Raw genomic sequence first — 12,285 nt, forward strand, 5'->3', positions numbered from 1 at the left:
CGGCGATCGTCGGGCACGCCGTGGGCTGGCGCTGGGCGTTCGCGGGGGTCGGGGTCATCGGCCTCGCGACCCTTGTCGCGCTGCGGTCGTGGACCCCGCCGCTCGCCCCGCTCGAGGGTGCGACCGTGCGCACCGAGCTCGCCGCGCTGAAGAACCGGCAGCTGTGGCTCGCGTTCGCGGGCGGCGCGATCGGGTTCGGCGGCATGTTCGCCGTGTACTCCTACGTCAAGCCGCTCCTGACCGACGTCACGGGCCTGTCGGTCGACCTGGTGCCCGTCGTCCTGGCGCTCTACGGCATCGGCATGACCGTCGGCACGGTCATCGGCGGCCGGCTCGCGGACCGGTCCGTCATGCGCACGGTCATCATCGGGATGGTCTCGACGATCCTCGTGCTCGTCGCGATCGCACTCGTCGGTCCGTTCCCTCTGCCTGCCGTGATCGCGCTCGTCCTGCTCGGCGTGAGCTCGCAGATCCTCGGCCTGTCCCTGCAGACCCGGCTCATGGACGTCTCGCCGGCCGCACCCTCGCTCGGGGCGGCGCTGTGCCACTCGGCGCTCAACCTCGGCAACGCGTCCGGCGCGTTCCTCGGTGGGCTCGTCATCGAGGGGGGCTACGGCTACCTCGCGCCCGCGTGGGTCGGTGCGGCGCTGACCGCGCTGGGCCTGCTCGTCTTCCTGACGATCGGCCGCGGCCCGGCGCCTCCGCCCCTCGCCGCCCCCGAGCGCGAGCGGGTCCCCGCCGCGGTCTGACGAACCTCGACGTAGAGACGTGCCGGTAAACTCGGCGGGTGACTTCGCAGGACACCACCGCCCCCATCGCCGCACCGGCCACCGACGACGTCCCGTTCCGCTACACCGCGGCGCTCGCGCAGGACATCGAGCTCCGCTGGCAGGAGGAGTGGGAGAGTCGCGGCACCTTCTTCGCGGCCAACCCCGTCGGTGACCTGACCGACGGCGAGGGCGCGCACGCCGCGCCGGGCGCGAAGCCGTTCTTCGTGATGGACATGTTCCCGTACCCCTCCGGCGCGGGCCTGCACATCGGCCACCCGCTCGGGTACATCGCGACCGACGTCGTCGCGCGCTTCCGCCGCATGCAGGGCGACAACGTCCTGCACGCGCTCGGGTTCGACGCGTTCGGCCTGCCGGCCGAGCAGTTCGCGGTGCAGACGGGTCAGCACCCGCGCACCACGACCGAGGCGAACATGGACATCATGAAGCGCCAGCTGCGGCGGCTGGGGCTGGGGCACGACTCGCGGCGCTCGTTCGCGACGATCGACCCGGCCTACGTGCGCTGGACGCAGTGGATCTTCCTGCAGATCTTCGGCTCCTGGTACGACGAGGACGCCGTCCGGCCCGACGGCGGCCGCGGCGCCGCCCGCCCGATCGCGGCGCTCGAGGAGGCCTACGCGGCCGGTCGTGCGCTGCCGGTCGTCGACGGCGTCCCCGCCGACACCGCGTGGGCCGACCTGTCGGTGGTCGAGCGCCGCCGCGTCGTCGACTCCCAGCGCCTGGCCTACGTCTCTGAGACGCCCGTGAACTGGTGCCCCGGCCTGGGCACGGTCCTGGCCAACGAGGAGGTCACCTCCGAGGGACGCTCCGAGCGCGGCAACTTCCCGGTGTTCCAGCGCAGCCTGCGCCAGTGGAACATGCGGATCACGGCGTACGCCGACCGCCTGGCCGACGACCTGGAGCTGATCGACTGGCCCGAGAAGGTCAAGTCAATGCAGCGCCACTGGATCGGCCGCTCCTCGGGCGCCCGCGTGCGCTTCTCGGTCGTCGGCGGCTCGAGCGTCGAGGTCTTCACGACGAGGCCCGACACGCTGTTCGGGGCGACCTTCATGGTCGTCGCGCCCGAGCACCCGCTGCTCGACGAGGTCCCGACCGCCTGGCCCGACGGCACGCACGGCGCCTGGACCGGCGGTCACGCCAGCCCGGCCGAGGCCGTCGCTGCCTACCGCGCCGAGTCGGCGGCCAAGACGGCCGTCGAGCGCCAGGCCGACGCCGGCCGCAAGACGGGCGTCTTCACCGGGCACCTCGCGGCCAACCCCGTCAACGGCGAGCTGCTGCCGGTCTTCACGGCCGACTACGTCCTGATGGGTTACGGCACCGGCGCGATCATGGCGGTCCCCGGCGGCGACGAGCGCGACTTCGCGTTCGCGCAGGCCTTCGAGCTGCCTGTCGTGTACACCCAGGACGCGCCCGAAGGTACGCCCGACGGAGCACGCGGCGGAGCGGGCTCGGTCATCAACTCGTCCAACGAGTCGATCAGCCTGGACGGCCTGTCCGTCGCCGAGGCGAAGGCCGCGATCATCGCGTGGCTCGGCGAGCGCGGGGTCGGCGAGGAGACCATCACCTACCGCCTGCGCGACTGGCTGTTCAGCCGCCAGCGCTACTGGGGCGAGCCGTTCCCGATCGTCTACGACGAGCACGACCAGCCCATCGCGCTGCCGCAGGACTCGCTGCCGGTCAACCTGCCGGAGGTGCCGGACTACTCGCCGCGCACCTTCGACCCGCAGGACGCGCACTCGTCCCCGGAGCCGCCGCTGGGCCGCAACGAGGACTGGGTCACCGTCACGCTCGACCTGGGCGACGGCCCCAAGGAGTACCGCCGCGACACCAACACCATGCCGAACTGGGCCGGCTCGTGCTGGTACTACCTGCGCTACCTGGACCCGGCCAGCGACGCCTCGCTCGTGGACCCGGAGCTCGAGCGCTACTGGATGGGCCCCGGCCACGGCGCCCAGAAGGAGGGCTCGATCGGCGGCGTCGACCTGTACGTCGGCGGTGTCGAGCACGCCGTGCTGCACCTGCTGTACGCGCGGTTCTGGCACAAGGTGCTCTTCGACCTGGGCCACGTGAGCTCGGGCGAGCCGTTCCACAAGCTGTTCAACCAGGGCTACATCCAGGCGTACGCGTACACCGACTCGCGTGACGTGCACGTCCCGGCCGACGAGGTCGTCGAGGACGCCGCGTCCGCGACCGGCTTCTCGTGGAAGGGCGAGCCCGTCAACCGCGAGTACGGGAAGATGGGCAAGTCGCTGAAGAACATGGTGACGCCCGACGACATGTACGCCGAGTACGGCGCGGACACCCTGCGGGTGTACGAGATGTCGATGGGGCCGCTCGACCTGTCGCGCCCGTGGGAGACCCGGGCCGTCGTCGGCTCGCAGCGCTTCCTGCAGCGGCTGTGGCGCAACGTCGTCTCCGAGGCCGACGGCTCGCTCCTGGTCACGGACGACGCGCCCGACGAGGCCACGCTGCGGGTCCTGCACCACACCATCGACGGCGTCCGCGCCGACATGGAGCACATGCGGGTCAACACGGCGATCGCCAAGCTCATCGTGCTGAACAACCACCTCACGACGCTGGCCGCGACGCCGCGCGCCGCCGCGGAGGCGCTCGTCCTGATGACCGCGCCCGTGGCGCCGCACGTCGCCGAGGAGCTGTGGTCGCGGCTGGGCCATGAGGGGTCGCTCGCGCACGCCGAGTTCCCGGTCGCCGACCCCGCGTACCTCGTCGAGGACACGGTCACGTGCATCCTGCAGGTCCAGGGCAAGGTCCGTGGCCGCGTCGAGGTGCCTACGGGCGCCTCGGAGGATGAGCTCCGCGAGCTGGCCCTCGCCGACGCGGGTGTGCAGCGCGCGCTCGACGGCCGTGGGATCCGCACGATCATCGTGCGGGCGCCCAAGCTCGTCAACGTGGTGCCGGCCTGAGCCGCGACCGCGGGACGACGCCCTCTGCGGCGTCGGTCGCGATCGTCACCGACTCGACCGCGTCGCTCCCCGAGGGCGCGGCCGAGCGGTGGGGGATCGGCGTGGTGCCGCTCGACGTCGTGATCGACGGGGACCGGTTCGCCGAGGGGGTCGACCTCTCGTCGGCCGACCTGCTCGCGGCGCTGAACCGCGGCGCGCGCGTCTCGACGTCGCAGCCCTCGCCGGCCGCGTTCGCCGCCGCCTACGAGCGCGCGGCCGCGTCCGGCGCGCACGAGGTGGTCTCGGTGCACCTGTCCGGCGAGCTGTCGGGGACCGTGCAGGCCGCACGGCTCGCCGCGGCGACGGCGCCCGTACCGGTGCACGTCGTCGACTCGCGCGCGGTCGGGATGGCTCTCGGTTTCGCGGTGCTCGACGCGGCCCGGCTCGCCTCGGGGCACCCCGACGCGCCGACGACGCTCCTCGAGCCCGCGCCCGTCGAGCCGCCGGCGCCGCGCTCGTGGTTCCGGCGGCAGCGCCCCGTGCCCGTGGAGCTGCCCTCGGGGGAGACCGTGGGGGTGCACGCGCGCGGCGTCGCGGCTGGGGCCGGGGTCTGGTTCCTCGTCGACTCGCTCGAGCACCTGCGTCGCGGCGGCCGGCTCAGCGCGCCGGCGGCGGCCCTCGGCACGGTCCTGGGCCTGCGTCCGCTGCTGACCCTGTCCGACGGCCGGGTCGTCGTCGCCGAGAAGGTCCGCACCCGACGGGCGGCCCGCGACCGGCTGCAGGCCGTGACGCTCGAGGCCGTCGGCGCGCGCGAGGCCGCGCGGATCGCCGTGCACCACCTCGGGCAGCCCGAGGTCGCGCAGGAGATCGCGGACCAGCTCACGGCGTGGGCGGGCGGGCGGCTCGTCGAGGCTGTCACGTGCGAGTCCAGCGCGGTGCTCGCGGCGCACGCCGGGCCGGGCCTGCTGGCCGTGGTGGTCACCGACGCCTGAGCGCTCGTCGTCGGGTCTGCGCAGTCGGGGTCGTCGTCGACGCGTCCACAGCACCGGGTTCCGCGACTGCGGTCCACAGGCGGGAACGAGCGGGTCCGGTCCCTGAACGCCGCGAACCTACGGTCGAGACGTGCCCCGCCAACCGCCCGACCCGTCGATCGCCGGGCGGCGGCTCGCGGCGCTCGTCGATGGGGCGGCTGCTGGGCGGGCTGCGCCCGGGGGCGGTGTGGCTTCCGAAGTCTCGGCGCACAATCGCGCGGGCCCGTGGGTCCCGGACCGTCCCGCGGCACACGCCCAGGATTCCGGCTCGCCGACGGATGTCGGTGGTCGGGCTGTCGGTGCGCCCGGCGCTGACGTACCGGTCCTCGCGCGCGACGTTGACCCGCCTGACCTTGTTGCGCGGATCGTCCCGCCCGATGACGGCCCGTGGGTCGTCCCCGACCTGCCGGTTGGCGTCGGCCAGCGGGCAGCACGCGACCGGGCCGCCGCGCCCGACGAGCCGCGGCACCTGGATCGTGGAGCCACGGCGCTCCCGTCGTCGGGCGGCCACGACCCCTCGGCGATCGACCTCCCGCCTGAGGAGGTCGCGACCGCCCGGGCGATGCGCGCCGTGCGGCGCGAGTACGTCGAGCAGCACGGCGACCCCCTCGACCGGGTCGAGCGCGATCGGGCGCCGCGCCGCTGGAGCGTGTCCTGGCGCGCCGCGGGTGCGGCGGCCCTCGCGCTGGCGCTGATCGGGGGAGCGGTGGCCGTGCGTGCCGCCTCGACCAGTGCGGGGCCGGCGGTCGTGCTGCCGGTGCCGTCGCCCGAGGGCACGGCATGCACCGACGTGTGCGGAGGTGAGTCGACCGCCGGTCCGAGCGCGACGACAGCGCCATCGAGCAGCAGCGGCCAGGGGGACGTCGTGGTGCACGTGGTCGGTGCGGTGCGCCACCACGGCATCGTTCGCCTCCCGCCGGGCTCGCGGGTCGGCGACGCGGTCGACGCGGCCGGGGGCGCGACGAGGTCGGCCGATCTCGACGGCCTGAACCTCGCCCGTCTGCTCGTCGACGGCGAGCAGATCGTCGTGCCTCGCGAAGGTGAGGCGCTGGTTCCCTCGGCTGCCCCGACCGGGCTCGGCGAGGTCGGCGCTGGTGGGCCAGGCGTCCCGGGTGGGCTCGTCGACCTCAACGCCGCCGACGCCACCGCGCTCGACGCCCTTCCCGGCATCGGCCCGGTCATCGCGCAGCGGATCGTCGAGTACCGCGCGGAGCATCCGTTCACCAGCGTCGACCAGCTCGAGGACGTGCCCGGGATCGGCCCCGCCCTCATGGCCAAGCTCACCGATCTGGTGCGGGTATGACGGCGGCGGTGCTGCACGCGACGGCCCACGCGCCCGACGAGCGCACCGGCCCGCCGGCCCGGCGGACCGACCTGCGGCTGTTCCCGGCACTCGGTACCGCGTGGGCGGCGGCGACGGTGGTGGTCCGGGTCGAGGCGCGGACCGCGTTGGTCGTTGCCGCCCTCGGGCTCGCCCTGGCACTGGGGCTGGCGGCGCTGGTCGTCGTGCGATCGCGCGGCGACTCCGGCGCGGGCAGCACGCTCGTCGAGAGGTGCGCCGGAGCGGTCGTCATGGCGCTCGTCGTCGCGATCGTCACGCTCGCGGCCGGCGCGGCCCAGGTCGCCTCGCGCGACTCCGGCCCGTGGGCGCGCCTCGATGCCGCCCCGGTCCGCGTCGAAGGCCGCGTCACGGGTGACGCGCTGCGCCTGCCGCCCCCGTGGCCAGGTGCGCCCGAGCAGGCGATGTGGGCGATGACGACGAGCACCGTCGAGTCGGTCGGCGACCACGCCGTGCGCCAGCGCGCTCGCGCTCCGATCCGCGTGATGGGTCCTGCGCGTGAGGTGCCACCCTTTGACGCGGTCGTGGTCGTCGTCGGCCGCCTACGCACCGAGCCGCGCGGAGACCGGGCCGTGGCGACGATCCTCGTGGACGACGACGTGGTCGTGCTCCACGGGCCACCGCCGTGGCAGCGGACGGCCCAGGGCGTCCGGGCCGCCGAGCACCGGCTCGCCGCGCCACTGCCGCGTGATGTGCGGGCCCTGCTCCCGGGCGTGACCGTCGGCGACACGAGCGGCGTGCCCGACGACCTGCGCGACGCGCTACGTGCGTCCGGGCTCACCCACCTCACGGCGGTCTCGGGTGCTCACTTCTCGCTCGTGGCGATGCTGGCCCTGGTCGTCGCGGGTCTGCTGCGGGTGCCGCGGCGGGCGCGCGCGGGCGTCGTCGTGGTCGCGATGGCCGCCATGGTGATCCTCGTGCACCCTTCGCCGAGCGTGGTGCGGGCGGCCGTGATGGGGCTCGTCGGGGTGTGGGCGATGCTGCTCGGCCGCCCCGCGGGCGCACCGGCGGCGCTGGCCGCGGCGGTCGTCGTGCTGCTCGTGCTCGACCCGTGGCTCGCCGGGGAGATCGGGTTCGTGCTCTCGGTGCTGGCCACGGCCGGGATCGTGCTGATCGCCCAGCCGCTGACCCGGCGATGGTCGGGCCGGGCGGGTCGGTCGCTCGCCGCGGCGCTGGCCGTCCCGGTCGCCGCGCAGGTCGTCTGCGGACCCGTCGTGGTCGTGCTCACGCCCGCCTTCGCCACCTACGCGATCCCGGCCAACATCCTCGCCGCACCGGCCGTGGCGCCCGCGACCGCCGCCGGCGTGGTCGAGCCGTGGTGCGCGCCGGTGGCGACCGTCCTGGCGTGGGTGGCGGGCGCGGCGTGCTGGTGGATCGGGGCGGTCGCCCGGCTCGCGGCGGCGGCACCCGGCGCGCAGCTCGCGTGGCTGCCCGGTGCGCTCGGGGTCGGGGTGCTGGGGCTGTCCGGCCTGTGCGTCCTCCGGCTCCTGCTGCCCCAGCGCGAACAGCGCGTCCGCGACCAGGGCGGCGGTCTCTGACCTGCGGTGGTCCGAGGGTGTGGGCGAGGTCTGGCAGGCTGTGCGCGTGCCCCCCGCCACCCGTCGCCCCGCCGCTCGTTCCGGCCGCGGTGCCGCCACCGAGGGCGTCACGTGGGAAGAGGTGGCGCTGGCACCCGTCGTGCTCGTCCGCGGCGCCGAGGGCCTGCTCGCCGACCGGGCGATCGACCGTCTGATCGGCCTCGCCAAGGCCGCCGACCCCGGCGTCGAGGTCACCCGCTTCGACGCCGACCAGTACACGCCCGGCGCGTTGGGCGTGCTCACGAGCCCGTCGCTGTTCGCCGAGGACAAGGTGCTCGTGGTCGACGGCCTCGAGCGCGGCACCGAGGAGCTGCTCGCCGAGGCGACCACCTACCTGGGCTCGCCCGCGCCGGGCGTCGTCATGGTGCTGCGCTATGCCACGGGCCAGCGCGGCAAGAAGCTGCTCGACGCGCTCAAGGCCGCCAAGGTCCCGGTCGTCGCGTGCGACGCGATCACGTCCGACTCGGACAAGACCGCGTTCGTCGGTGCCGAGCTGCGCCGCGCCGGAAGGCGGGCTGACGGTCAGGCCGTGCGCGCGCTCGTGGACGCGGTGGGCAGCGACCTGCGCGAGCTCGCCGCGGCGTGCTCGCAGCTCGTGGCGGACACGACCGGACTGATCGGTGCGGACGTCATCGAGCGGTACTACGGCGGCCGCATCGAGGCGACCGGCTTCCGGGTCGCCGACGCGGCGGTCGCGGGGCAGGCGGGCGAGGCCGTGGCGCTGCTGCGGCACGCGCTCGCCACGGGCGTCGACCCGGTGCCGATGGTGGCCGCGCTCGCGATGAAGCTGCGCACGCTGGCCAAGGTCGGCGCGGTCCGGAGCAAGGGTCAGGGCGCGTTGCGCGACCTCGGCCTCGCGCCGTGGCAGGTGGACCGCGCCATGAAGGAGCTGCGCCGCTGGACGCCCGAGGGCCTCGCGACGGCGATCAGCGCGGTGGCGCAGGCCGACGCCGAGGTCAAGGGCGAGAGCAGGGACCCGCGCTTCGCGGTGGAACGTGCGGTCCTGCGGGTGGCCCAGGCCAGCGGCAGCTGACGCGAGCCGTCAGGCGGTGGGCGACGCGGTCGTCGCAGCCCCGAGTGCGTCGCCCTGCAGCAGGTCGAAGCCGAGCTGCAGGCACGTCTCGACCAGTCCGGCGTCGCTGACCCGCTCGGCCACGAGCAGCGCGCCGTCGCGGCGGGCCAGGTCGACGAGCGCCGACCCGTGCCGCACGAGCTCGCGGCAGTCGATCTTCACGTAGTCGGCGAACGGCAGCATCGCGACCTGGTGGGCCTCGGCGGCGAAGTCGTCGAGCGCGATGTGGTGGCCCGCCTCGCGCAGGCGGCGCAGGCCGGCGATGACGTCGTCGTCGTCCGGCACGGTCTCGACGACCTCGAGCACGAGGCTGGCGTCGGCGGGCGGCAGGGGCAGGTCGTCGACGATGAACGATCGCGTCACGTTGACGAACGCGCGCCCCTCGCGGAGGTAGGCGTCGCCGTGCTGCAGCGCGGACAGCACCGAGGCCGTCGCGCGGTCCTGCTCGCTGACGTGCCACTGGTCGACGCCGACAGCGCTGCCGTCGTGCGCGCGGTAGAGGAGCTCATGGGCGAACAGGGACCCGTCGCGCGACCAGATCGGCTGACGTGCCACCGGGGGTGGGGTCGACAGCCGCGAAGGCGTGGCGGGGAAGCTCACGATGGATGAGAGGGCGATCGTCGCGGTCTATGACGCGACTTCGCGTCAGCCCGTCACCGGCCGCGCGCCCGCGCGGTCGAGGATGCCGGCACGCTCGAGCAAGTTGCCCTGGAACAGTCCGAACCCGAGCTCCTGCGCGTGCTGGTGCAGGTCGGGTGTCTCGACGAACTCCGCGACGAGCGTCGCCCCGTAGGAACGGGCGAGGCTGACGACCGGGTGGCCCTCGACGTCGAGGTCGCGGACGTCGATCTTCACGAAGTCGGCGTGGGGAAGGATCATGCGCTGGTGCGCGGTGCTCACGAAGGAGGGCACCGCGATGCGGTACCCGGCATCGCGCAGGCGCCGCACCCCGGCGACCACCTCGCGGTCGACGTCGACCCAGTAGGGGACCTCGATGACGAGACGGTCGGGCCGCGCCGGCACCTGCAGGTCGCCGACGAGGTAGCCCCGGGTGCACCGGACGAACAGGAGCCGGCCGTGCGCGACGCTCTCGAGATCCGCGCGCCCGAAGGTCGCGTCGAGGACGTGGGCGGTCGCGTGGTCGTGCTGGGTGTCGCTCCAGGAGGTGGCCGACGAGGTCTGGCCGCCGGGGGACCGGAAGGAGAGCTGGTAGGCGACCGGGGTGCCTGCGGGGGAGAAGATCCCCTGCCGGGCGACGAGGACGGGCTCGGCGAGTGCTCGCTGCTCCCACTCGCGTCGCAGCGTGTCGGGGATCGCGTCCTCGACCGCCGCCGCGAGGCGTGCATAGCGCCCGTCGGCGTTGTCCGGCGTCATGTCTTCATGACACCACACGAACGGGGTACGCAACCAGGTGACGACGGGCGATATCGGGTGCTTGGGGCGATTGGCGCGGGATAACGCTCTCCGACTCGGAGAAGTTCACCCTCGCTGCACAGGAACGACAAAGGCGCCGTCCCCGTGGAGGGGGACGACGCCTTCGCTGCTGCCCGTGGGCGGTCGGCTCAGAGAGCGGCGACCGACTTCGCGAGCGCCGACTTCTTGTTGGCGGCCTGGTTGGCGTGGATGACGCCCTTCGAGGCTGCCTTGTCGAGCTTCTTCGAGGCGACGACGAGCGCGGCCTGCGCGCTGTCCTTGTCGCCACCGGCGACGGCCTCGCGGACGCGACGGACGTGCGTCTTGAGCTCCGACTTGACGGCCTTGTTGCGCAGGCGCGCCTTCTCGTTCGTCGTGATGCGCTTGATCTGGGACTTGATGTTTGCCACGTGAGGACTCTCTTGTGCGTTCGCCGAAGCGATCTGACAGGTCGTAGAGGGCGCGCTCAGCTCCGGGACTGGGGCGTGGGGACACCCTCGGAGAGGAGCTGGGCGAGTGCCCGCCGACCTGGGCGGACACGCGAAGACCGATCCTACCAGGACTGACGGGGTGCGCGGCCCTCCGTGGGAGGGATCACAGGCATGGCCTGGACGACCGCGTCGAACAGCGGCCGGTCGACGATACAGCCCTCGCGACGGATCGCGTCGGGGTCGAGGCGCAGCACCCGGTCCAGCCGGACCTCCGAAGGCCTGCGCCGCGCGTCCCAGGGGCCCGTGCCGATGTCCATCCACCGTCGGCCGCGCTGCGCCTCGCGGGCTGCGTCGCGCGTGTGGTCCTTGCTCGTGAGCATCAGTGCCAGGACGGACGGACCGTCGCGCCCGACGACGAGCACCGGGCGGTCCTTGCCCTGCGTCGGGTCGTCCTCGTAGGGCACCCATGTCCAGACGATCTCGCCGGGGTCGGCCGCGCCGTCCAGGTGGGGGGAGTACTCGATGTGCGCGCTGCCGTGGAAGTCGGGCTGACCTCGATGAACAGGTGTTGCCGGCCGACTCGGCCTGAACAGTCCGAGCGCGCGGCGCAGCAGCCCGCGCACCCCGGTCGTCGTCATGCGGCCGACGGTACCCGGGACCGCACGCCCATGTGACGGGCGTGTTCCGTGGACCGCTCGCTCGTCACGCGCTCGCAACACTCCGGGAATAGGGTCCGAGGCATGGCAGACCTGTTCGACGACTATCCGCCGGGGCAGGCATGGGACGAGATGCTCGACCCCGAGTCCGGCCCGCGCTCCGCGTACACGAAGGTGCACGCCGCGCTCGCCGAGCTGACCGCCGGTGAGCTCCAGGCGCGTGCCGACACGCTGGCCCGCACGTACCTGACGCAGGGTGTGACGTTCGACTTCGCGGGCGAGGAACGGCCCTTCCCGCTCGACGTCGTGCCGCGCGTGATCGGCCGCGACGACTGGGACCACGTGGCGCCTGGAGTCGCGCAGCGGGTCAGGGCGCTCGAGGCCTTCCTCGCCGACGTGTACGGCCAGCAGCGCGCGGTCGCCGACGGCGTGATCCCGCGGTCGGTCATCGTCTCCTCGACGCACTTCCACCGTGCCGCGCGCGGCATCCAGCCGCCCAACGGCGTGCGCGTGCACGTCTCGGGCATCGACCTCGTGCGCGACTCGCTCGACGGCTGGCGGGTGCTCGAGGACAACGTCCGGGTTCCCTCGGGGGTCTCGTACGTGCTGTCCAACCGCCGCGCGATGACGCAGACGTTCCCCGAGCTGTTCGCGGCGCTGCGGATCCGGCCGGTCTCGGACTACCCGCGCCGGCTGCTCGCGGCACTCATCGCCGCGGCCCCCTCGGGGGTCGACGACCCGACCGTCGTCGTGCTGACGCCAGGCGTCTTCAACTCGGCCTACTTCGAGCACTCCCTGCTCGCGCGGACGATGGGCGTCGAGCTCGTCGAGGGCCGCGACCTGTTCTGCTCCGGCGGGCGCGTCTACATGCGCACCACGCAGGGGCGCCGACGGGTCGACGTGATCTACCGACGCGTGGACGACGAGTTCCTCGACCCGGTGGCGTTCCGGTCCGACTCGCTGCTCGGCAGCCCCGGCCTCATGACGTGCGCGCGCAACGGAACGGTGACCATCGCCAACGCGGTGGGCAACGGCGTGGCCGACGACAAGCTCGTCTACACCTACGTCCCGGACA

Annotated in this window: 11 protein-coding genes; 7 read left to right on the forward strand and 4 right to left on the reverse strand. The window is 73.8% G+C overall.

The window, feature by feature from the left end; genetic code table 11:
• The 6 genes from D1825_RS03135 to holA form a co-directional block, all read left to right on the forward strand.
• Window positions 1-749 (forward strand): MFS transporter (locus tag D1825_RS03135; protein WP_138067392.1); only part of this gene is annotated, 749 nt, incomplete at its 5' end.
• Window positions 750-787: 38 nt separating this feature from the next.
• A complete protein-coding gene (leuS, locus tag D1825_RS03140; RefSeq protein WP_118766021.1) occupies window positions 788-3,712 on the forward strand; it encodes a leucine--tRNA ligase in 2,925 nt (974 codons plus the stop codon).
• A 41-nt stretch (window positions 3,713-3,753) separates the two neighbouring features.
• Window positions 3,754-4,683: a DegV family protein gene (locus tag D1825_RS03145; RefSeq protein ID WP_118766022.1), complete on the forward strand. Its 930-nt coding sequence runs from the start codon at window positions 3,754-3,756 to the stop codon at window positions 4,681-4,683.
• A 610-nt stretch (window positions 4,684-5,293) separates the two neighbouring features.
• Window positions 5,294-6,025, forward strand: coding sequence for a ComEA family DNA-binding protein (locus D1825_RS03150; RefSeq protein WP_233549593.1), 732 nt, complete (start codon window positions 5,294-5,296; stop codon window positions 6,023-6,025).
• Window positions 6,022-7,599 carry a ComEC/Rec2 family competence protein gene (locus D1825_RS03155; RefSeq protein ID WP_118766024.1) on the forward strand — a complete coding sequence of 526 codons (1,578 nt, stop codon included), beginning with the start codon at window positions 6,022-6,024 and terminating at the stop codon, window positions 7,597-7,599. Before D1825_RS03150 ends, D1825_RS03155 begins: the two co-directional genes overlap by 4 nt.
• A gap of 46 nt (window positions 7,600-7,645) precedes the next feature.
• Window positions 7,646-8,671, forward strand: coding sequence for a DNA polymerase III subunit delta (gene holA / locus D1825_RS03160; protein WP_199721479.1), 1,026 nt, complete (start codon window positions 7,646-7,648; stop codon window positions 8,669-8,671).
• A 9-nt stretch (window positions 8,672-8,680) separates the two neighbouring features.
• Here the strand turns inward: holA and D1825_RS03165 are convergent, their stop codons facing one another.
• The 4 genes from D1825_RS03165 to D1825_RS03180 form a co-directional block, all read right to left on the reverse strand.
• The gene (locus tag D1825_RS03165; RefSeq protein ID WP_233549594.1) at window positions 8,681-9,265 is read right to left on the reverse strand and encodes an EAL domain-containing protein; all 585 of its coding nucleotides are present in this window, start codon (window positions 9,263-9,265) and stop codon (window positions 8,681-8,683) included.
• Between the two features lie 90 nt (window positions 9,266-9,355).
• Complete coding sequence (locus D1825_RS03170; RefSeq protein ID WP_118766025.1) at window positions 9,356-10,084, reverse strand: EAL domain-containing protein; 729 nt, start codon at window positions 10,082-10,084, stop codon at window positions 9,356-9,358.
• Between the two features lie 188 nt (window positions 10,085-10,272).
• Window positions 10,273-10,533 (reverse strand): 30S ribosomal protein S20, encoded by a 261-nt coding sequence (gene rpsT / locus D1825_RS03175; RefSeq protein WP_118766026.1) that lies wholly within the window; start codon window positions 10,531-10,533, stop codon window positions 10,273-10,275.
• Window positions 10,534-10,676: 143 nt separating this feature from the next.
• Entirely contained in the window at window positions 10,677-11,192 is a 516-nt protein-coding gene (locus D1825_RS03180) for a type II toxin-antitoxin system PemK/MazF family toxin (protein WP_118766027.1), read from the reverse strand.
• A 102-nt stretch (window positions 11,193-11,294) separates the two neighbouring features.
• Here D1825_RS03180 and D1825_RS03185 point away from each other — a divergent pair.
• Window positions 11,295-12,285 (forward strand): circularly permuted type 2 ATP-grasp protein (locus tag D1825_RS03185; RefSeq protein WP_199721480.1); only part of this gene is annotated, 991 nt, incomplete at its 3' end.

Source organism: Cellulomonas rhizosphaerae, from assembly GCF_003470205.1.
GTDB classification, from domain to species: Bacteria; Actinomycetota; Actinomycetes; order Actinomycetales; family Cellulomonadaceae; genus Cellulomonas; species Cellulomonas rhizosphaerae.

Bases quoted from the DNA above. Each gene is read 5' to 3' on its own strand.
- D1825_RS03155 (WP_118766024.1), top strand. From the start codon at position 6,022: ATGACGGCGGCGGTGCTGCACGCGACGGCCCACGCGCCCGACGAGCGC.
- D1825_RS03170 (WP_118766025.1), bottom strand. From the start codon at position 10,084: ATGACGCCGGACAACGCCGACGGGCGCTATGCACGCCTCGCGGCGGCG.
- D1825_RS03180 (WP_118766027.1), bottom strand. From the start codon at position 11,192: ATGACGACGACCGGGGTGCGCGGGCTGCTGCGCCGCGCGCTCGGACTG.